Source organism: Paenibacillus sp. PAMC21692 (assembly GCF_014303795.1).
GTDB classification, from domain to species: domain Bacteria; phylum Bacillota; class Bacilli; order Paenibacillales; family Paenibacillaceae; genus Pristimantibacillus; species Pristimantibacillus agaridevorans.
Window position 1 is genome coordinate 1,664,428 of the sequence record NZ_CP060293.1, and the last position, 22,954, is coordinate 1,687,381.

15 protein-coding genes are annotated in these 22,954 nt (G+C 49.8%); 14 read left to right on the plus strand and 1 reads right to left on the minus strand.

Going from position 1 to position 22,954, the window contains the following annotated elements; genetic code table 11:
• Positions 1-13: 13 nt before the first annotated feature.
• The gene (locus H7F31_RS06765; RefSeq protein WP_187103507.1) at positions 14-1,114 is read right to left on the minus strand and encodes a GIY-YIG nuclease family protein; all 1,101 of its coding nucleotides are present in this window, start codon (positions 1,112-1,114) and stop codon (positions 14-16) included.
• Positions 1,115-1,352: 238 nt separating this feature from the next.
• Here H7F31_RS06765 and H7F31_RS06770 point away from each other — a divergent pair, with 238 nt between their 5' ends.
• The 14 genes from H7F31_RS06770 (at position 1,353) to H7F31_RS06835 (ending at position 22,810) form a co-directional block, all read left to right on the plus strand.
• Positions 1,353-1,916, plus strand: a complete 564-nt coding sequence (locus tag H7F31_RS06770) for a dihydrofolate reductase family protein (RefSeq protein WP_187103508.1) — start codon at positions 1,353-1,355, stop codon at positions 1,914-1,916.
• 231 nt (positions 1,917-2,147) lie between these two features.
• Positions 2,148-3,839: an extracellular solute-binding protein gene (locus H7F31_RS06775; RefSeq protein ID WP_187103509.1), complete on the plus strand. Its 1,692-nt coding sequence runs from the start codon at positions 2,148-2,150 to the stop codon at positions 3,837-3,839.
• A gap of 93 nt (positions 3,840-3,932) precedes the next feature.
• Positions 3,933-4,835 (plus strand): ABC transporter permease, encoded by a 903-nt coding sequence (locus H7F31_RS06780; protein ID WP_397373998.1) that lies wholly within the window; start codon positions 3,933-3,935, stop codon positions 4,833-4,835.
• A gap of 20 nt (positions 4,836-4,855) precedes the next feature.
• The gene (locus H7F31_RS06785; RefSeq protein ID WP_187103511.1) at positions 4,856-5,737 is read left to right on the plus strand and encodes a carbohydrate ABC transporter permease; all 882 of its coding nucleotides are present in this window, start codon (positions 4,856-4,858) and stop codon (positions 5,735-5,737) included.
• Positions 5,738-5,784: 47 nt separating this feature from the next.
• Positions 5,785-6,954, plus strand: a complete 1,170-nt coding sequence (locus tag H7F31_RS06790) for a leucine-rich repeat domain-containing protein (protein ID WP_187103512.1) — start codon at positions 5,785-5,787, stop codon at positions 6,952-6,954.
• Between the two features lie 25 nt (positions 6,955-6,979).
• Positions 6,980-10,960, plus strand: coding sequence for a carbohydrate-binding family 9-like protein (locus tag H7F31_RS06795; protein ID WP_187103513.1), 3,981 nt, complete (start codon positions 6,980-6,982; stop codon positions 10,958-10,960).
• 23 nt (positions 10,961-10,983) lie between these two features.
• Entirely contained in the window at positions 10,984-12,723 is a 1,740-nt protein-coding gene (locus H7F31_RS06800; RefSeq protein WP_187103514.1) for an S-layer homology domain-containing protein, read from the plus strand.
• Positions 12,724-12,824: 101 nt separating this feature from the next.
• Positions 12,825-14,510, plus strand: coding sequence for an extracellular solute-binding protein (locus H7F31_RS06805; protein ID WP_187103515.1), 1,686 nt, complete (start codon positions 12,825-12,827; stop codon positions 14,508-14,510).
• Positions 14,511-14,552: 42 nt separating this feature from the next.
• The gene (locus H7F31_RS06810) at positions 14,553-15,524 is read left to right on the plus strand and encodes a nucleoside hydrolase (RefSeq protein WP_187103516.1); all 972 of its coding nucleotides are present in this window, start codon (positions 14,553-14,555) and stop codon (positions 15,522-15,524) included.
• Positions 15,525-15,552: 28 nt separating this feature from the next.
• Entirely contained in the window at positions 15,553-17,316 is a 1,764-nt protein-coding gene (locus H7F31_RS06815) for a sensor histidine kinase (RefSeq protein ID WP_187103517.1), read from the plus strand.
• Complete coding sequence (locus H7F31_RS06820; RefSeq protein WP_187103518.1) at positions 17,291-18,943, plus strand: response regulator transcription factor; 1,653 nt, start codon at positions 17,291-17,293, stop codon at positions 18,941-18,943. The genes H7F31_RS06815 and H7F31_RS06820 overlap by 26 nt, the downstream gene beginning before the upstream one ends.
• A 138-nt stretch (positions 18,944-19,081) precedes the next feature.
• Positions 19,082-20,215 carry an alanine dehydrogenase gene (gene ald / locus H7F31_RS06825; RefSeq protein ID WP_187105239.1) on the plus strand — a complete coding sequence of 378 codons (1,134 nt, stop codon included), beginning with the start codon at positions 19,082-19,084 and terminating at the stop codon, positions 20,213-20,215.
• 75 nt (positions 20,216-20,290) lie between these two features.
• Positions 20,291-21,430, plus strand: coding sequence for an alanine racemase (alr, locus tag H7F31_RS06830; protein WP_187105240.1), 1,140 nt, complete (start codon positions 20,291-20,293; stop codon positions 21,428-21,430).
• Positions 21,431-21,526: 96 nt separating this feature from the next.
• Positions 21,527-22,810, plus strand: a complete 1,284-nt coding sequence (locus tag H7F31_RS06835; protein ID WP_187103519.1) for a PucR family transcriptional regulator — start codon at positions 21,527-21,529, stop codon at positions 22,808-22,810.
• Positions 22,811-22,954: the final 144 nt, after the last annotated feature.

Genomic DNA, 22,954 nt, shown 5'->3' on the forward strand with positions numbered 1-22,954 from the left:
ACCGGGGACTCGCTTACCGGCATGGGCGATTATGATGAAAATAATTGCGTTCCCCAAGCTGCAGCAGTTCGTATTTAACGCCGCGTTTGGGGATCGTAAGCGTAGGCTGGCGCTTGATAACCTTTTGCTTGCGCAGCTGCTGTATTTTATCCACTAGAAGCTGACGGTTGCCAATGCGATTAACGATGATTTCATCCGGGTCATGCTCAGCAGCATATTGAACAATAAAAGCGTCTGATAGCTCTGCGTGATCATGAGAGCCTTTCGGCAGCTGTTCGATATAAATGCCTGTTATGAGACCATGCGAAATAGCGAGTATACATACTTCATTGTCGCCAAAATAGAGCACAGCTTGTCTCGTATCCGTCTGGCGCTCGACGATTTGTTTCTCCTTGGCCGCCGCCTCCAGGCTTTGAGCCGTCAGCAGCAGCTTTTGCGCCTTTTCGAAATGCAGCGCATCAGAGCACTTTTGTATTTGCTTATATAGTGAAGCGATTATTTCATGCGAAGGTTTTGAAAGCAACAGAGCAGCCTCTTCGGACTGCAGCTGGTATTGCTTCTTGTCGATCAGCCCTTCGCAAATGCCGCTGCAGCGGTGAATATGATAGAGCAAACATACTTTTTTCGGCATGGCTTCGCAGGAGCGCAGTCCGAATTGTTCCGTTATGTAGCTGGCCAGCTCATCGCGGTAACGGGAGCTTTTGAATGGGCCGAACTTTTTGGCGGCTGCTGATTTCGAAGCAGATATTTGATCATCACGATTTCTATAATAAATTGCTAGACGAGGAAATTCCTCCTCTGTCAGCTGCAAATAAGCACAGCCGCTATCCTCTCGGATCAAGGCGCGATTAAAAGGAGGCTTGTGCTGTTTAATGAGATTATTTTCGAGAAGCAGGCTTTCGGCTTCATTATTGACGAGCATTACATCTATAGAATCAACCTGCTCAACCAGTTGTATTAACTTGCGCTCCGTATGCTGACGGGTGAAATAAGAACGAAGCCGGTTTCTAATGTTTTTGGCTTTGCCGATATAAAGCAGCTCGCCTTCCTTATTTCTCATTAAGTAGCAGCCAGCGCTTGTCGGATATTGATCGGCCTGAAAGCGAAACGGCATCTAGCTTCACCCCCTTGGTTATTATCTAATAGCAGAGAGCCTCTAGGAGTGGCTCATGCTTTTATCCTAATAAATATGCAAAAACATTACAACATGAATGATGAATCTCGAGGAGGAAAACGGATGAGCAACAATTAAGGCGAAAATTTCCATTATGTGTTAATATTAAAAAGATGTTTCTATGGTTTAGGCAAGCCTTGGTCTCGTTGGAAAATGAAAATGGGAGGGCGTTATTAAAATGGCTAAACTGATCTACAATACCAACGTATCTTTGGACGGGTACATGGAGGACGAGAACGGCAATTTAGAATGGTCGATCTCCGGTGACGAGGAGTTTGCGTTCTGGACGGACTTCCAGCGGTCGATTGGCACATACCTATACGGGCGTCGATTGTACGAATCGATGGTGTACTGGGAGACGGCGAGCGCCAAGCCAGGCGATCAACCGGAGGTAATGCGGGAATTTGCGCAGATCTGGCGAGCGGCTGAGAAGATTGTATATTCCCGGACGCTTGAGGCGGTTTCAAGCGCAAGGACCAGGCTCGAGCGCGAATTCGATCCTGATGCGATCCGGAGGCTGAAGGAGTCTGAAGAAGCCGACATTACGATTGGCGGCCCCGAGCTTGCTGGTCAGGCGATGAGTGCGGGACTAATTGACGAGTGTCATCTGCTTCTTAATCCGATCGTCTTGGGCGGAGGTAAGCGAGCATTGCCGGACAACCTCCTCATGCGGCTAGAGCTGCTTGGCGAACGCCGCTTCCGAAGCGGTATTGTTCATCTTCATTACCGCGTGATCGTCTGAGCGTGACGCTAGAGTGAAATTTATTAGTTTATCGATAGGGACTCGCTGAATGCGGGTCTTTTTTTTATGGTCCAAGGAGCGATAGAAGGGATTCGTCATGCCCTAAAACTGGACAACAAAGTCCCAGTCGAGTCAACAGAATCCGATTGTCCGCTTTCGCCGTTGTTTCTACAATTATAGTAGAGCGTGCACCTCTACATTATAGATACTATTTTAATTAGGAGGGTGAATATGGTAAACAAAGTCAGGAAGATGATTACGATTCTAAGTGCGGCAGCCGTGGTGTCCACGATCGCTGGGTGTGCCAATAATACACAGTCCTCTGATCCGACTCCCGCCGCATCGGCAACGGCCCCGACTGAAAGTCAGTCCCCAGAAGAAGTAAAGGTAGATCCCTTTGGGAAATATGATCCGCCGATTGAGATCACTTTTGTCGGCAGCATCAGCGACCAATTCGAAAAAACGACTCTGACCGACGGCGTTACGTTGGAAGACAATGTATGGACGAAGGCATTTTTGGAGGAGCTTGGCATCAAGGTGAAATACAAGTGGATCGCCAAGAGCCCAGAAGAATACAAGCAGAAGCTTAATCTATCTTTGGCGTCAGGAGATATTCCCGATGTGATGACGCTGGATACGGCTGAATTACAGTCCGCGATCAAAGCCGATATCATACAGGACGTTGGCGGCATTATTGAACAATATGGAATAGACGAGGTCAAACAAAATTATACGACCTATAATTTCGATCCGTATGTTGCGGCAAAAAAAGACGGTAAGATTTTCGCCGTTCCGCAGATGTGGTCGGTCAGCGATAACGCAAGCGGCATTTTGTGGATTCGTCAGGACTGGCTGGAAAAGGTAGGCATGACTGCTCCGAAAACGATGGATGATGTCTATGCAATAAGTAAAGCGTTTACCCATAACGATCCGGACGGAAATAACAAAAACGACACTTTCGGACTGGCGATCAGCAAAGATTATATACAAGATTTAGGAGGCATGTTCTACGGCTACAATGCCTATCCGGGATCCTGGATGGAAAAAGACGGGCAACTTGTCAACGGAAGCATCCTTCCCGAAACAAAGGGCGTCATTGAAAACTTGGCGGCGATGTATAAAGACGGGCAAATTGACCCCGAATTTTATGTTAAGCCCGCAGACAAGATTGCACAGGACATTGCTTCGCAAAAGCACGGAATGATGTACGGTTTTATGTGGAACGGCATCTATCCGCTGCAGGACAGCCGCCGCGACCATCCAGAAGCTGACTGGCGGCCTTATCTGATACCGGCTGCGGACGGCTCGGTTGCCAAGCCGAGGGCCGATTCGGGAATAGCAGGCTACTATGTTGTAAACAAAAACTTTAAGCATCCCGAAGCTTTGGTTAAGATGATGAACCTATTAAAAACACTTGGACCAAAAGATCCTAACAAATATAGCAACTCCGAGGACGGCAAAGAACTATGGAAACTGTCCCCTGTATCCGTGCCGACACTAGAAGAGAACCTGCACTATCACAAGAGAATGAACGAATTGGTTAAATCGGGCGAGACTCCGGCCAATGCAGTTGAACAGTCTGTTTTTGACAAGGTTAAGCAATGGACGGATAAAAAGGATGAAACTGTGTGGGGATTTTACCGGATGCTGGGTAACGGCGGAGTGGGAGAAATCGCGCAGGCAGCTATCGAATATTACTTTGATAATGATTTGTGGGTCTATAATGCATACCGCGGCGCTCCGACACAGACGATGAGCGATAAGGGCTCCACCTTGTCGACTCTTGAATCCGAGGCTTTTGTCAAAATGATAACCGGACAGAAGGACATAGGGGAGTTTGACAAATTCGTGACCGAGTGGAAGAAGCTCGGGGGCGATGATATTACCCGGGAAGTCAATGATTGGTATGCCAATTCCCAATAGCTCGACTTAAAGAAATGATGAGCATGCTTGTATTAGGCGCATATGCAAAGTAAGGGGGGCTCTTTTGCCCCCCGTTTAGCGGAGATGATCAACATGAATGTAATTAAAAAATCGAAAAATTTATCTCTACATCTGATGCTGTTGCCTGCGATGATACTCCTGATTGTATTTAGCTATATCCCGATGGCGGGCATCGTCATTGCTTTTCAGAACTTTATTCCTGCCAAAGGGTTTTTGGGAAATCAAGAATGGGTAGGTCTTAAAAACTTTGAGCTGATCGCGACCAACCCCTTTGTTTACCGGGTGTTGCAGAATACCCTTATCATCGCGTTTGCCAAGATCCTATTGGGACTGGCGATTCCCATTGCCTTTGCCATTTTTCTCAATGAGATTCGAAGCTCTGCGTATAAGCGGACCTTGCAAACACTTGTTTATTTGCCCCATTTTTTATCATGGGTTCTTTTGGGCGGGATATTGATCGACATCCTCTCTCCTTCCACCGGGATTGTAAACAATCTGCTAAAGTCACTGGGATTTAACCCGATCTTCTTTTTAGGCGATCCTAAGTGGTTTCAGCCTACGGTGATTATTACGGATGTTTGGAAGGAATTCGGATGGTCGACTATTTTGTATTTGGCGGCAATTACAGCGATTAATCCAAGCCTGTACGAATCGGCGAAAATAGACGGGGCCGGGCGGTTTAGGCAGATGATATCCATTACGCTGCCGGGAATGAGCATGATTATTGCGATGCTCGCGATTCTTAGCATTGGAAATATTTTGAATGCGGGATTTGATCAGATTTTTAACCTGTACCACGCCGGAGTTTATGAAACCGGAGATATTATTGATACCTTTGTCTACCGGATGGGGCTGATCGATGCCAAGTTCGGACCGGCGGCGGCTGTGGGGCTGTTTAAGTCGATCGTTTCTTTGATCCTTATTACCGTTTCCTATTATTGCGCATATCGATTTGCCGATTACAGAATTTTTTAGAAGGGAGGGTGAACTTAACGATGAGAACACGGACAAATAAAAAATATATCTTTCCCGTGGTTAACGGAACCATTTTGGGAATACTCGCGCTTACCTGCCTTGCCCCGCTGGTGCATATATTTGCCATCGCCTTTAGCGATAACAACGAAGTTGTTAAGGGCGCCGTCACTTTGTGGCCCAAAAGCTTTACCTTGAGTTCTTTTAACTTTGTTTTAGAACGCCAGGAATTCTGGCAAGCGTTTGGCGTGACGCTCAAACGAATCGCCATCGGGCTTCCGCTAAATATGCTCCTTACGATCATCACCGCTTATCCCTTATCGAAGGAGAGCCTTACATTTAGGCCTCGAACCTTTTATGTCTGGTTTATGTTTTTTACCATGCTGTTTGCAGGAGGATTAATTCCAACATACATGCTTGTCAGACAGCTGAATATGCTGGATAGCATCTGGGCGCTGGTTCTCCCCGGAGCGCTTCAGGTCTATAATGTCATCCTTTTGCTTAATTTTTTCCGGCAGCTCCCCAAGGAGATATCCGAAGCGGCCTATATGGATGGCGCCGGGCATTGGCAGACGCTGTGGAAAATTTATGTGCCCACTTCGATGGCAGCGCTGGCGACGCTTATTCTGTTTACGGTGGTCGGTCACTGGAACGCTTGGTTTGACGGCATGATCTACATGAATATGCCGGAGAAATACCCTTTGCAAACCTTTTTGCGCACGGTTATTACGATGCCGGACTTTAAATACCTGAAGGCGGACGACTGGAAAAACCTCCAAAGCATTTCAGACCGTACTACGAGGTCGGCGCAAATTATTATTGCCTCCGTTCCGATCCTGTTGGTTTATCCGTTTTTGCAGAAATACTTCGTCAAGGGAATTGTCCTTGGAAGCGTAAAAGGTTAAGCAAAGGCTGTACTCGAGGTTTGAAACAGAAAGGAGCATAAGGAGAAATGATAAAAAACAAAAAGCGCTTATACCGGGGATTGTTGGCCGCGTTGACGGTTGCTTTGCTGTTTGGGGGCGTAAATGCGGCGATGGGACTGATTGTCGCCGCAACGCCGGACGAGCAGTTTCGCATTAATAACGACGGGGTTATCACGGAGTACGTGGTAGCCAATAATCAATTTGCGGTCTATAAGGATATTACGATACCGGCAACCGTGCAAGGCATAACGGTAAGAGCGATCGGGGAAGGCGCCTTTCAGGAAAAAAAGATTAGATCCGTTACGCTTCCGGACACGCTTGAGCGTATAGAAAAACGCGCCTTTTACAGCAATTATATTGAAACGATCACGTTTCCCTCAGCTTTGAAAAAGATCGGCGACGAGGCATTTGCTTTAAACCAAATGAATGCGCTCTCATTGCAGAAGGGGCTCGAGACCCTCGGAGAATCGGCTTTTTCCGGCAATAAGCTGAGCGAGGTAGCCCTGCCGGAAGGGATTCAAACGTATGGCGGGTGGATATTCCAATACAATCCAATTGAAGCGGCGCAGCTGCCAGCGGACATGAAAGAGATACCGGACGGGATTTTTAGTGACAATAAGCTTTCTGCTGTCGTTTGGCCCGAAGGTTTGACTCATATCGGAGCGGCGGCATTTGCTTATAATCAGTTTGCCGCGCTGGATTTCCCCGTTACGCTGCTCGCTGTCGGCGACAGCGCCTTTGAGCAGAATAATCTTTCCGAGGTCACATTGCCGGAAGGGCTTCTGACCATCGGCAGCAGTTCTTTCCGGGGCAATGAGCTGACGGAGCTCGCTTTGCCGGTTAGCCTGACCGACCTTGGCGACCGGGCCTTTGCCAATAATCAAATCTCGGAGCTGACCCTGCCGCAGAGTCTGGCGGATCATATTGGAGAATATGCTTTCCGCCAAAATCGTTTGGAATATGATTATGAACCCGCTCACGAAGGTGAAGGGGAAATTCGGGGAAAAGCGTTGCCTTATGCAAGCATTGCCGTGACTGACAGAGCGGGGCAGGAATTGGGCAAGGCAAACGCCGACGGCAAAGGCGTATTTCGCGTTGTATTTACCGACGGACGAAAGATCGGAACGGATGAGCGTTTGCTGGTAAACGTGCAAGGCGGCGATAGAACGGCAATTCAGGCCATTTCTAAAAAATAAAGTGTGCAGGGAAGGTGTTAATCCTATGAGGAGAACTATTAATAAATCGATATCCTGTGTTCTGTTGCTTGCGATCCTGTTGACCTCCGGTTATACGGTGCCTTCGGCGCGAGCCGTTGAGGCGGATCCGCCGATGACAACGATACATGTACCGACTGTTGCGGATCAGACCCCCGTTATAGACGGAGTCATTGACGACACAGAATGGAGCGGGGCGGCGCAAAGCGCGGGGTTTGCGACCTTTACCAAATCGGAGGCGGTACCGGAGCCCACTTCATTTAAGGTTTTCTTTACGGAGGACAAGCTGTATATTGCGGTTCGTTCGGTTCAAAAGGAAGAGCCAAGCGCCAAGGTGACGGAACACGACGGTCCGGTGTTTACCGAGGATTCGGTAGAGATTTTCTTCCAGCCGGATCTTGCGCAACAGACCTATTATCAGTTTATTGTCAATGCCATAGGAACAAAATTCGAAGGTCAGGGAAGAAACGCCTCTTGGGGGAGCAGCGAGGATTGGATTGCGAGCGCGACAACAGGGAACGGATACTGGGACCTGGAAGTGGAGCTTTCTGCAGGTCTGTTTGGTCTGGCCAGCTTTTCGGCGGAGGAATACGGATTTAATATTGGCCGATCCCAGTCGGCGGGAGATCAGGGCGGTTCCGGACCTTGGTCGATACCTGCCATGATTCAAAGCTCATGGTCACCCTATTACAATGGGACATTTCATGATCCCGCAGCTTTTGGCAGGCTTTATCGGGGGGATCAGGACAATAATTTTGTACGTCAGACCGTCCATGCCAATGATTTGAAAAACGGACTTCAGACGGTTTCCGGCTTTACGAATCTATCCAATAGTGAAGTGACGATCAAAGCGGTTCAACAGGTGAGGAACGGGAGTACCGGCGAGGTTCTGGGGATCGCGCAGGAACAGACTCTGGCCGTGGCTGCCGGAGCCACGGGCAATTTCACGCTGACTAACCCCTTGCAGCAAGGCAATTGGGGTTGCGTCCTGATCGTTACCGACGTCAACAGCGGAAAGGTATACTATAGCAGAAAAATACCGGTTGATATCCCGCCTCCGCTTCAAGTGCGTTCGTATTGGAGCGAGCAGAAGGTGGAGCTCAGCCTGGACAAAAATGATGTTAATACAGAATTTACTGCTGAAAGCAGTCTGTTTGAGCTGAAGAATGAGCAAGGAGGAGTCGTTTCCGAGCTAGAGGCGGGCGCTGATCCTGCCGGTTTATTTAAAGCTTCGTTTGCTATGGGCTCTCATCCAGCGGGGAATTATCAGATTGTTGCAACACTGAAGGGAAGCGGAGATTCCTTTACGCTGCCTCCCGTGTCCCTGGAAAAGCCGGTCACGACGGAATGGTGGGATTCTGACTTGGGTACGGAGGATATTGTGCTCGCTCCATGGACCGGCGTAAAAACGGTTGGCAATAAAGTAGAAGTCTGGGGAAGGGAATATGCTTTCGGCGGTTCTCCATTTGTCAGTCAGATCACCAGTCAGGGCCAGGACCTCCTGGCAGCGCCGATACAGATTGAGGGAGCGGCGGATGCGCAGGCACTCCAGTTTTACGAAACCAATGACATTCGTGTGGAAAAAACGGATACCAAAATAAAATATTTGAATGAGTCGGCGTCGGATGATTTGAAGCTGAGCGTAAACAGCACGGTGGAGTATGACGGATTTGTCCGCTTTGATGTGGAGCTGTCCTCCGATGCTGACGTTCCGGTTCAATTGCAAAACCTCAAGGTGAAAATTCCAATGAAGCCGGAAGCGGCGACGCTGTTTGACGCGGATACGACCGATTCCCCCCTGAGAGGCAGCTATCCATACTGGAGCGGGGGGCGTTCGGGCAAGTTTCCCGATGCGACTACAGGAAGCTTTACGCCTCATATTTTTATGGGGAATGATCAGGTGGGACTGACGTGGGTCGCCGAATCGACAGAAAATTGGTCGTTCCAAAACCCCGATGCGGTGCTGGCGTTGGAAAAGCAAGGCGGAGCCCATGTGCTGGAGATGAATGTGATTGATAAGGCGATCGAGGTTAACCGGGACACGCCCCTGACCTTTACCTTTGCCATCCAGGCTTCCCCTATCAGACCTCAGGCGGAAAATAAACAGGTTTTCATTTATGGAAGCAGTGCTTATGGCGCCGAACAATGGTCCATGAATACCTTTTCGCAAAACGAAGGTCAATTGAGCTATCCCGCCAAAGATTATGTGACGGCAGAGCATGGCGATCTGACGGTCAATGTGGCGCCTTACAATGCGGTCACCGCGAACTGGTCGGGCGGATATCCGGATGATCCGCAAAATGAAATGGCGACGCCGGTCGTTGCGATCCAGTTCCCTAACGGAAACAGCTTTGGCCTGTATTACAGCATGGCTTCTCCGAAGTTCTTTTTGACCACGGAAACAGGTTTTAACACAAACCGCGTGCGCCATAAAATCAAAGAATTTACTTACGAGAACGAATGGCACTTCTGGTGGGAGCGTTATGTCAGGCTGGTCTGGAACGAATCCACCTTGGAGGTTTGGATCACGGATAATACGGGCGCTTTTGCAAAGCAAGCAGAAATCCCCTTTGATTTCAACCTGATGAATGCTTCTCTTCAAGAGGCAAAGATTGTTTTCGGCAGCGGATTTGTTTACAACGATTTTTCCGCAAAGGATCAAAACGGAGACTCCATCGATTGGGTCCAGGTGGAAGATGAGAGCAAATCCGGGAGAGCGCTGAAAGGGAATTATCAGCTGCTGCCTGATGCGAGCAACCCTGCGAGAATTTTTGTAGGGGGTCCCGAGTTTAACAACAACCGGGACTGGCCGTTTTTTTTGAACCGCTTAAAGAAAGACAACTACCAGTTAATCAAAATCCATGAGGACTGGACGGAATCGCAAGGTTATCCGTTGACGAGAGAACCGGGGAGAAAACAGGCCTTCCATACACTGGCGGGGGCTGCCAATGACAATGGAATTCCTATTATTCCGTACATTGGCTTCCAACTGGGGAACAATACGCCGGAATTCCAGTATTACAAGGATGAAATTGTGACGGAGCCGTTTTTCCTGCCCAACGGATGGGTGCGGTCGGATACAAACCATATCGGGGCGAACATCTCATATGCGGGACGGTACCAGAATTTCATGTTGTGGAGCATTAATAAATTGATCGTGGAAGATGGCATCGGCGGTTTATACATGGACGCCACCGCGCTTCCGCCAGTAGACCGGAACCTGCACCATGGCACGGGATACTACGATCGGGACGGAGCTTTGCAATCGTCCTATCCGATCTTTGAGTACAGAAGATTTATGAAACGCATTCGTACGATGGGGAAAGCCATTCGCCCTGATTTCTATATGGACTTGCACACGCCTCTCGGCACATGGACGCCGACCGCCGGCTTTGTTGATAGCATCTGGAAAGGCGAGCAATTCCTTAATGCAGAAGCAAATCCGTCGGAAAAGGCTTTCCGCAGAGAGGTCACGCCGGAGCTGCTGCGTGCCACTATGGGGAAACAGACCGGGTTGGCCATTAATTTCCTCAATTATCATCAGATCGATACCGCATCGGCGGTAAATGCCGTGCTGGATATTCCGGTGAGGTTGGATGGGCTTCTGCGTTCAAAGATGATGGAATACTATGACTTGAACAATGCGCCGTTTGTTTTGTACAGCGACAGTCAAATTGCAGGATCCAACGAGGAGACGCCTATGTCGTACTACAAGCGCCCAGACGGTGCAGTGGTTGCGGTTACGGCGAATCTGAGCCAGGAAGACCAGCCGAGGGATGTGACATTTACTCTGCCCGAAGGTCTGATTTTGCCCGGAAGTATGGCAACCGACGCGATCAACGGGGACAACATGCTTTTGGATGGAAACACGTTGACGGTGCATTTCGAGAAATCATGGCGGTATAAGTATCTATTACTGGCTCCCGAAAGCGTTGAAAATCCGGTAAGATACCCCTTTGAATGGCCATCTATCGGTTTCCCTAATTAGATAAAGAAGGAGGCAAATACGGTATGAAAAAAAGAATAATAGGGGCCATGCTCGGTCTGAGCATGATGATGACCCTGCTGCCCGCGGCGGCGTTTGCTGCCGGAACCGGGGCGATGGCCGGGACGGGCGGGATCGCCGACGGCAACATCATTTATTACGGTCAGTATACAGAGGGCGGTATAAGCTATGAGATGCCCTGGCTGGTGCTGGATGCCGATAAAACCAACACCAATACAGGGGGCGCGTTCCTCATTTCCAAATATCTGCTTGGAAGCACGCCCTTTGAAGCCGTTTGGGACGGCGACGACAACGATGGGCAGGTTAAGCCCAACGAGTGGCAGAACAGCGACGCCCAGACATGGAGCCAAAACTTTGCGGGATCGGATTATTTTACGGCTGCAGAGCTATCCGCTATGCTGGCAACAACCAAAACGGACGGACCGTATATGGAGTATGGCGCAAGCGAGTTGAAGAGTGAAAAGGCATTTTTCCTTTCGGGGGAGGAAGCGGCAACCTACTTCCAAAACGATAATGAACGGGAAGCGGCTTATATCACGAATCCATCCAGCGGCAATACGGGCTGGTGGTGGCTGCGGTCGCCGTATGGGGACAAGCCCCACAACGCTGGAGTGGTTTCGGTCGTTCAGCGCCATACCCGTGTGTCCTACGCTGACGGCGCTCGCCCGGCTATCAACTTGTCACTGTCTTCGGTTCTCTTCTCCTCCGCTGCCCAGGGCGGCAAGCAGAGCGGAACCGTAGGCGCCGCCGCGCTGAAAACAGTTTCGGCCGGCACGCCGTCGGAGTGGAAGCTGACCCTTCGGGACAACAGCAGAAATTTCAAGGCAGAGAGAACGGAATATAACTCTGCAAGCAAGGTGATGACCATTGGTTATACAGGCGCAACGGTGGGAGCCAATGATTATATTTCGGCAGCGGTCATAGACCAAAACGGCTCTATGAAATACTATGGAAATATAGTAAAGCCGCAGAGTGCAAGCGGCAGCGCAAAGATTGACCTGTCCGGCGTTATCCTTGGTGCGGGCGATAAGCTTTATGTCTTTTCAGAAGCCGCAAACGGCAACAAAAAGACCGATTATGCGAGCGCATTGCAGGAGATGAGCATAAACGGCGGTTCATCCGGCGGAGGCAACGTTGTTATCAACGATCCGGAGATTCCCGTCAAGGAAGAGGAAGAAGAACCGACTTCCCAGCCGGTCTGGGAAAATCAGTTCACTGACGTTAAGGAAGCCGACTGGTTCTACGATACGGTAAAATACGTCTATGAAAAAGGTCTGATGAAGGGTGTCTCTGACACCGCATTTAGCCCCGCTGCAACTACCAAACGGGCTATGCTGGTGACGATTTTGTATCGACTGGAAGGTTCGCCTGCCGTGGGCGCAACCCATCCCTTTAGCGACGTGGCGGCCGGTAAGTATTATGAAGATGCGGTAATCTGGTCGACCGAAAATAAGATCGTGGGCGGATACGGCAACGGCAAGTTTGGCCCGGAAGACCCGATCACCCGCGAACAAATGGCGGCAATCCTGTACCGTTACGCATCCTTTAAAGGTTATGACGTGTCCGCGAGAGCCGACCTCTCTACGTTTGTCGATGCAGCCTCCGTTTCCGTCTATGCGAAGGATGCGATGGCCTGGGCCAACGCCAAAGGGCTTATCTTGGGCTACGACGCGAAGCTGACACCCAAAAGCAACGCATTGCGCAGCCAGATGGCGGCCATTATACAAAGGTTTCTTGACATGTAGCATCGTACAAGTTTCGGAAGGCTGACGTGGAATCTCTTTATTTCCGCTGAGCTAGCATCTCGGCATTGCGGTTCTGATCATACAAGGATGGGAGAAACGACATGGCGAACATCACCATGAAATCAGCAGGAGCCGCAATGCTGGCGATAATGCTTTTGGTGCTCGGCGCTTGCAGCGGCAGAGAGACGGATCCGATCGACAGGGAATCGGCGAAGCCGACGAACGGCACGAAGACCGAAGAGTGGAAGGAATGGCCGAAGGAAGGCCCGCTGGGCAAGTACGACCCGCCCATCGTGCTGACGACGGGCCGGGATGTGGCGGAAACGATGAAATTCGAAGAAGGACGTTCGATCGACAACAACATCTGGTACGATGCATACCGCGACGAGCTTGGGATTCTGATCAAAAACGAGTGGGTCGTCAAAGGCAGCGAAGCCTACACCAATAAAACGAACATCGCTATTGCCTCGGGCGATACTCCGGATATCATGGCTGTTGATGCGCTGCAGCTGAGAAGTTTAGTGGAAGCCGACTTGATCGAGGATTTGACCGATGTGTATGCAGGGTACGCATCGGCCTTTACAAAAAACTTGTTGAAGGAAGACGGCGGACTTGCGATGAAAGCATCCACGTTCGGAGGAAAGCTCTACGCGCTCCCGCTCACGAACAGCAACCTGGATGAAGTCCCGATGCTTTGGGTGCGAGACGACTGGATGAAGAAACTTAATTTGCCGGAGCCGACTACGATGGACAACATGTTCGCCATTGCAAAGGCGTTTACGGAGCAGGACCCGGACGGAAACTCGAAGGACGACACGTACGGGCTTGCGCTCGTCAAAGAGGCGAAAATTCCCGGATTTTTTAACGGCTTCCACGCTTACCCCGGTGCTTGGGTGGAGGGGCAGGACGGCAAAATCGTGTACGGCAGTACTCAACCGGAAATGAAAGCTGCGCTGCAGAAGCTGGCGGACATGTTTAAAGCCGGTTACATCGATAAGGAATTCGGCGTTAAGGATGGCCCGAAATACGACGAGTTGATCGCTTCCGGCAAAGTCGGCATGATGTACGGGCCGATGTACGCTCCGCTTGCGAATCTCAAGAACAACAAGCTGAGCGATCCGAACGCGGAATGGCGGGCTTATCCGCTCCCGTCGGCGGACGGCCAGCCGGCGCTGGCTCAGGTAGGCGTATCGGCAACCTCCTTCTATATCGTCAAGAAAGGTTACCAGCATCCAGAGGCGCTCGTAAAGCTGATGAACTTCTGGAACGATAAAAGCTGGGACAATGCGGACGTGATGCTGTCGCGCAACGCGGAGACAAAAATCGAAACGTGGCCATACGGGCTGGTCAAAGCGTTTCCGGTGCTCAAAAACGTGAAGGCGCATCGTGCCGTTAAAGCCGCGCTGGAGATCAAAAATCCGGAAGGTCTCGATACGGAGCAAAGGTTTTATTATGACGCGATTCAAAATTGGTTCGAGAAAGGCGACATCGCCGGCAACAGCTGGGGTTTCTACCGCTCGTTCGGCATGGACGGGGCGGGGATGGAAATTATCGACTACTACTTGAACGAGAACAAGTTAATAAATACGGAGTTTCTCGGCGGTTCTACCCCGACGATGGCGGAGAAAATGGCGACGCTTAATAAGATGGAGTCGGTCATGACGATCAAGATCATCCTCGGGCAGTCCGGTATCGAAGAGTTCGATAAATTTGTCAAGGACTGGAACGAGCTTGGCGGTGAGATCATGACCCAGGAGGTCAACGACTGGGTAAATGCCGCCAACTAGCAACCGGGAGACCGGGGACATACGGAGAGGAGAGCAGATCGGATGAATGTTCGGGTAAACGTCATATTGGATACGGATATCGACACGGATTGCGACGATGCGGGGACGCTTGCCTTGCTGCATACATTATGCGGCACGGAGGAAGCGAAGCTGCTCGCCGTCGTCTGCGACGCGCCGACGCGTTGGGGCGCGCCGTGCATCGACGCGATCAATCGCTATTACGGCAGAGGGGATATTCCGGTTGGCGCGCTGATCTGCGACGAGGATGATAGTCCGAACGGCGAAGCCAGCAGGTTCGGCCCGTACAGGCAATTAGCCGGACAAATCACTCCCGCCCGGAGGTACAACAAACGGATCGCCGAAAATTATCCGAACCGTTTCGGCGAAAGCGGGGAGTCTGTGCCGGAGGCGGTCGCCTTATACCGGCAATTGCTTGCCGAGCATTCGGAAGTGGTCATTTGCGCCGTCGGCTTGCTGACGGTTTTGTCCGCTCTAATGAAGTCCGGCCCGGACGCGATCAGCGGCATGAGCGGTATGGAGCTGATTCGCCGGAGTGTCAAGCGGCTCGTCTTGATGGGCGGCAGTACGTTTCCGGAAGGCGAGGACGTATTTAACTGGAAGATGGATCCCGAGGCTGCCGAACATGTGCTGAACCGCTGGCCGGGGCCGCTCTCCGTCAGCTCCGCGGGGGAGACGATCCTGACGGGGGCCCGGCTCATGGAACGGATGCCGCCGGATCATCCGATAAAGTTTGCGTATGAGGCTTATTTGGAGGCGCCCGCCCGCAACCGCTCAAGCTGGGATCAGGTGACTGCCCTGTATGCCGTGCGCGGAAGGGCAAAGCTATTCGAGGTAACGGAAGGGTATTCGATCTATTACGATGCCGCGACGAATCGTTATACGTGGAGCGTAAACGCGTCCGCTCCGGAGCGGGAATGGATATGGCCGGCATTGCCGGACGAAGAGATAGGCGGCTTGATCGAGGAACTGATGATGGGCTCCAGGCTGACTTAGCTTTCGAAGCAGGATGGGAGATGGGACGATGTCACGGGACAAGCAGCCGAGATGGGGGATTCACAAAAAGTTGGTAGGCACGTTCCTCCTCATTTTGATTCCGATCTATGCGATCAGCCTCTGGATGAATCAGCAGGGGGCGGATGTCGTCAGGCAGGAAATTTCCAATTCGATGCAGCAAAAAACAGATTACGTCATGACGTCGCTAGAAAACGAGATCGAACGAATTACGACCCTGCAGCAAACGTTTATCAATGACGCCGATCTCAACGATTTGAGCATTCGGGCGGCGACGCTGACCGATTACGAGCGGACCAAAGCGTTTAAGGACTTGCAGTCGAAAATCGTTATGCTGGCCGAATCCAGCAAGTTGATCCAGGATGTGTTCGTCTTGATGCCGAATCTGGACAAAAGACTGTCGGCCAAATCCAGGTTTAACGTCGATGCGATGGATCAAGGGGAGTACGAGAGCTTGCTCAAGGCAGAAAGCCGCACATTTAACCCGGTGTATTACAGTGGTAGACTATTGCTTCCGCTTGGATATCCGAGCGCGACTCGCTCCCAATATTTGCTGGTCATCGAGCTGTCGATCGAAAAAATCGCTCGGGAGATGGACGTGTTCCGCTCTTATGGAGACAATGTAACTTATTTGACGGACGATCATAATCAAGCGACACTGTTTGCGCATTCGGGCGGCGCGGAAGCGGCAGGCAAAATTCAGGTGCTGGAGCGAGACGGGAGCGGGGAGTTTGCGATAGACGGCACGCCCTATCTCGTATTTGTCAAACGATCCGAGATGCTGCAATGGAGTCTAAAGACGGCTTTGCCGGAAAATATCGTACTCGATCCCGTCTATTCGTTTAAACGTTGGTACGGGTATTTGTCGGCGGCTTCGATCGTCATCGTGCTGGTCGCTTCGTTTATGATTTTTCGGCTGATTCATCAGCCGCTCAAAAAGCTTATTACCGGCTTCCGCAAGGTGGAGCAGGGCAAGCTCGATATTGTAATCGAGCGCCGTGATCATGACGAGTTTGCCTATTTGTATGCGCAATTCAATAGGATGGTCGGGAAATTAAACGAATTGATTCAGGAAGTGTACGAAAAAACGATCTATAGCCAGCAATCGGAGCTGAAGCAACTGCAATCGCAGATCAATCCGCATTTTTTGTACAACAGCCTGTACATCTTGTATTTGATGGCCGACGAAGAGGATTACGACGGGATTCGAACGTTGTCCAGGCATCTCGGCGACTATTTTAAATTTATTACACACAACAAAGCCGACATGATCCCGCTCGAACAGGAGCTCAATCATGCCCGGGTATATGGTGCGATACAGGAAATCCGCTTTAGCAACCGCATATCGTGCGAGTATATAGTAGAAGGCGATTTGTCCGGGTGGCATGTACCTAGATTGATCATCCAACCGGTGATGGAGAACGCGTTTGTACATGGTCACGAGCATACGGAGGAGAACGGACGAATCGCCGTACGAATAAGCTGTAGACAAGAGTGTCTTACGATTACGGTGGAGGATAACGGCAAAGGAATTGGCGCCGAACGATTGGCGGAAGTCCGGCAAAGTCTGACGCTCTGGCGCGACGAAATGGAAACGCACGGCATAGCAAACGTTCATCGGAGGCTGGCGCTGCTGTACGGCAGCGCCAGCGGAGTTTGCATTGATCCAGTCGCGACGGGCGGGACGGCGGTCACGCTGCGTATGGAAGCAGGGCTTGCCGGAACGGGAGAAGAGGGGGAGTGGCAGCATGCATCATATACTCGTAGTGGATGATGAGCCGCTTATCGTACGCGGGGTATGCAATATATTGAGCGAATTGGAGCAGACGCATATCCGATACGCCCATTCGCCTCGCGAGGCGAGACGAATTGCCGAAGAGAGCCGCATCGATATTTTAATAACCGATGTGCGGATGCCGGGCATGAGCGGTCTGGATTTGGCCCTGCATGTCAGGGAGCTTTGGCCGCGTTGCAAGGTCATCTTTTTGTCGGGGCATGCTGATTTCGAATATTTGCAGTTTGCTCTGCGTTATGGCGCGTTCGACTATCTGATGAAGCCGTCGGATAGAGAGACGTTGCTTAGTTTGCTCCGCAAAGCGATGGACTGCATCGCGGAGGAAATCAGCGAACGGGCCGTCATGGACAGAACGCGACAGCAAGTAAAGGACGCCCGTCCGTTACTTATTGAAATGTATATGCGCAAGCTTCTGTCCGGAGATGCGGATGCGCTTGGCGAACTGCCCGAGCAATTGGCGATGCTCGATATTCCGTTGCGGTCCGGCGGCCCGCTGGTCTTGCTCGTCGGGCGTATCGACAGTTGGCCCATGCATCTGGCGCCTAAGGACAGGCTGCTGCTGGAGTACGCCGCCTGCAATATTATGGAGGAGTATTTGCAATCGTTTAGCCGGATCGTCTCCATCAAAGACGGAAAGAGCTTCATTTGGCTCGTCCAGTCCGTGAGCGATGACGAAGAAGCGGCGCGGCATCATCTCTACATTCGTGAAATGCTGGAAAAAATACAGCAATCCGTGCGGCAGCTTCTCCGGCTGCCGATGTCGATCGTGCTGTCGTCGCCCGCTGTGGCGTGGGATGCGCTTGCCTATGAATACCGCGCGATGTGCGGTTTGCTGCAGCAAGGAATCGGCTTAGATGAAGAAATTATTATAAGCGGCGTGGCCAAACAGGAGACGGAAGATCAGGATAAGCTGGGCGGGGAGTACGATTTTATCGAGGATACCGTCGCCAAGTTGCGGCTGCAATTGGAAACACGGGAACGAGAAGCGTTCGGCAGAACCTTGTCTGCGCTTTTCGAGTGGGGGCAGAAGACTATGTTTGTCGGCTATTCTGTGCAACTTGAGTTATTTAGCTCCGTGTCGGCGATGCTCCTGGGCTTTATGAATAAGCGCAAGCTGGCGCAGACGGTTGGGCAATCCTTTGAACTGACGTCCTTGTCTTCGTATCATGCCCATGATACATGGGGCGATTTGCTTGACTATTATTTGCGCTTTGGCGAAGCGCTGTTTGACCGGATCGAAGAGGAGCGGACCGACCAAAAAAGAGAAATTGTCGATAAGCTTGATCGTTATGTAGTTGAAAATCTGGATAAGGATTTATCGCTGCCGCGACTGGCGGACATCGTGCATTTGAGTCCTCATTATTTATCGAGAATCTATCATAGGGTAAAAGGATACCCACTGGCCGATTATATTGCGGATCTAAAGGTCGGCACAGCCAAGCGGTTGCTTGCGTCGCAGGATATGAAGGCGCAGGATGTTGGCCGGATGATCGGGTTCGAGGACATGTCTTATTTCGGAAGGTTTTTTAAAAAGCATGCGGGCATGACGCCCGGCGAATACAAGGAAGCGGCAAAAAGCGGCCGATTGGCGATTTGTCCGGAATAAGCAGCGGAAAAGCGCGGAGTTTGTTTCCAAACACAAACGAAACGAAAGAAGTTTTGTTTTTCAAACAAAATCATTAAAAACGAAATGTGTTATTGTTTTTACATTAAATAGAAATCTGACAGAACGGGGGCAATCATGATGATTATCGGCATTCCGAAGGAAATTAAAAACAATGAAAACAGAGTTGCCATTACTCCTGCTGGAGTCGTGACTCTTAAGAAGGCCGGTCATCGGGTGTTGATCGAAAAGGATGCAGGTGTTGGCAGCGGTTTTATTAATGAAGATTATATCCTTGCCGGTGGAGAAATCATCGCTAATGCTTCTGAGGTGTGGAACGATTCGGATATGATTATGAAGGTGAAAGAACCGTTGGCAAGCGAATATGGTTATTTCCGTCGCGGTCTTATTCTATTTACTTATCTGCACCTGGCTGCTGAGCCTGCGTTGGCTGCGGCACTCAAGGAAAAGGGCGTCGTCGCGATTGCTTATGAAACCGTTTCGGTTAATCGGACGCTCCCATTGCTAACGCCTATGAGCGAGGTTGCCGGTCGGATGTCGATCCTGCTAGGCACACAATTTCTACTGAAGAACAATGGCGGCCAAGGCATCCTGTTGTCGGGAGTGCCAGGAGTAAGCCGTGGCAAGGTAAGTATTATTGGCGGTGGAGTGGTTGGCACTAACGCCGCAAAAATGGCGATCGGTCTTGGGGCCGACGTTACAATTATTGATATGAGTGCAGATCGATTAAGGCAATTGGACGATATTTTTGGTACGCAGATTCAAACGTTGATGTCTAATCCATTTAATATTGCCAAGGCTGTGGCAGAGGCGGATTTGTTGGTGGGCGCGGTTCTAATACCTGGAGCCAAGGCTCCGAAATTAGTTACAGAGGCGATGGTAAAGACGATGAAGCCTGGTTCTGTCATTATCGATGTTGCGATTGACCAGGGAGGAATCGTAGAAACGATTGATAGAATAACGACGCATGATCATCCGGTATTCGAGAAGTACGGTGTCCTTCATTATTCGGTTGCCAATATGCCGGGAGCGGCTCCAAGAACATCGACAATGGCATTAACCAATGTTACCATTCCTTATGCCTTGCAAATTGCGAACGAGGGTCTCCTTCGTGCAATCGCAGGAAGCGACGCATTAAAGAGCGGTGTTAATGTAGCTAATGGATCAATTACCTGCGAGGCTGTTGCAAAGGACCTTAAAGAGGAGTATATATCAATAGAGAATGCGCTTAAACAGGAATTTTTAGCGAATTAATATTTTGCTGCAAGGGGAAGACGGCCAAGTAGAAGGGTGGCTGTCTTTTTCCTGTGTGTGCAGCCAGACAAGGTGATGAATGCGTTGCAGGAGAGAGAGAGCTTTCGGGATACATGGGCGGAAATTTGCCTGGCATCCATATCGAACAACATAAAAAGCATAAAAAGCTACATCGGCTCCGAGACGAAAATGATGGCGGTTGTAAAGGCCGATGGTTATGGGCATGGGGCAGTTGAGGTGGGGAAGCTGGCGCTTCGATTGGGAGTGGATTACTTAGCAGTGGCCATCCTTGATGAAGCTCTGCAATTACGAGAATCGGGCATCCGAGCGCCTATTCTTATATTAGGTTATACGCCGATAAGATCCATCTCTGCAGCAGTCAGCCATCATATTACAATAACAGTTTACACGGAGGATGTGCTCGAGGAAATTATTACGCAAGCTGCTCGGCTTGGCATTGTGGCGGCGATCCATTTGAAGGTGGATACAGGCATGAATCGAATAGGGGTCACTTCGAGAGAGGAGGCATTATCCCTTGTAGACAAGGCTAGTAAAAGTCCATTCGTACGACTGGAAGGGATATATACTCATTTTGCCATTGCGGATGAGCAGGATTGTCCATATACGGCGGAGCAATTTATGAGATTTATGTCCTACATCCAATTCATTGAGGAGAAAGGGTACGAAATCCCCATAAAGCATTGCTGCAACTCCGCCGCCACACTGAATTTCCCGCATATGCATTTGGATATGGTTCGAGTAGGTATTGCCTTATACGGCCTATATCCGGCTCCATCGATGAAGAAGCATCCTGTCGTATTGGAACAAGCGATTAGCTTGAAATCAAAGATTGTTTCAGTAAAGACAGTACCCGAATCGCAGTCGATTAGTTATGGTTGTACCTATAAGCCGGATCGAGAGAGTCTGATCGCCACTTTGCCTATAGGTTATGCAGATGGGCTTTCCCGTGCGTTGTCCAATGTGGGGCATGTCGCTGTTCGTGATCGGAGAGCGCCAATTGTTGGGCGTATTTGTATGGATCAAACGATGATTAATGTAACGGATATTGCAGATTGCAAGCCTGGCGAAGTCATTACGCTGATTGGGATCGGAGGCTTAGCTCCATCGGTGGATGAAATGGCTGATTGGACGGGAACGATTAATTATGAGGTGGTATGTCTGATCGGCAAACGCGTTCCAAGAGTGTTTAAATAGGTGCTCGTAAGGAAAGCGAGAAGGGACTATTTAGAGCGGTTATGAAATGGTACAATCGATTAGAATGCTAGATTTTTACTCCAGGAGTGGTTGGTTATGACGGAATTAGATGCTTCCTTTGGACGAGCTTTTGAACGTGCCTTTGATAGTCTAGAAGCTCTCGCGGATACGATTAGCGAATCTCTTCAGTCCCAGGTAACGATTGAAGACGATCATCATAATGTTATAGGATATAGCTCTCATCAACTGGAGAGTGATACGGCGAGGCTTTCCACCATTATCGAGAGGCGTGTTCCTAATTCCGTTCTGTCAGGCTTACGTAAAAAGGGGATCCTGCAGCTATTGGAATCCGTGTCCCACTCCGTCAGAATTCCAGCCATTAATGAGATTGGTTTAGGGGCGAGACTGGCTGTTTGTATTAAAAATAATCAGACGGTTCTAGGTTATATATGGGTAGTAGATACAGGGAATTTAGTAGAGGGTCATGCGGAACGGGTCATCGAAAAGTCGGCAGAAATCGCGAAGCGGTTCTTATTGAAGCAAAGAAGCTGGAAAGCGAAGCAGGACAAAACGCATGATGAATTTATTTGGAAGCTGCTGACGGACTGTTATCAATCCGATTCGATGATAAGAAAAGATGCGGAAGCCTTATCTCTTCTGCTTCCAGATTGTTATCATATCGTTATTTTTGAATGCAATGTACCGATCAACGATGAGAAGGTAGCGAGACTTAGGCTAGCCCTTACTGCTAAATCGCAGGCTCGTTTGGCTTGCCTGACGGCAAGTCAAAATCATTTGATAGCGATCCTATCGTTATATTCGACGGCCTCCAATAAAGCAGATCTTACCTCGTTCATCCACGCTTTTGTTCAGGGAGTTAACGAAAAAAAAGAAGTTACCATTACCGCATTCGGCTGCAGCGGCAAATATGATAAGTATACGCGGGCTTCCAATGCTTACAAAGAAACCTTGCATATTCTCTCATTGAAGAAACTTCTCCCTTTTCATACTCGCCAGGTTGTCCATTATGATGATCTGGGATTTCTTATGCATGTCCCATCTATTATCGAGCATAAAAAAAATAGCGATTACAGCAGCCCATTGCTGCAATTATTAAGAGAGCACGATCGTGAAAGCAAAAGCGATTTTATGAAAACGTTAGCAACGTATCTGTCCCTCAATTGCAATGCCAAGGATACGGCTGCTCTCCTGCATATTCATGCTAACACGCTTAATTATCGCCTCAATCGAATAACGGAGATTACAGGTCAAAGCTTGAAAAACTCGAATGATTTCGTATCTATTTATTTGGATATTTTGACCGAAGAGACCAGCTCAATTAATCAATGGCTACCGTCTCGACAGGATAGAAATGACTGACAAAGGCTGAATTAACTTATATCGAACAAGTGAGAGAAGTAGACAATACGAAGAAAATGGCGGTGCAAATTGCATCGTCATTTTTGCGCTTATGAAGGTTTGGGTAAAAACACTTGCGCAGGAATTTGACGAAACGCAACGAAT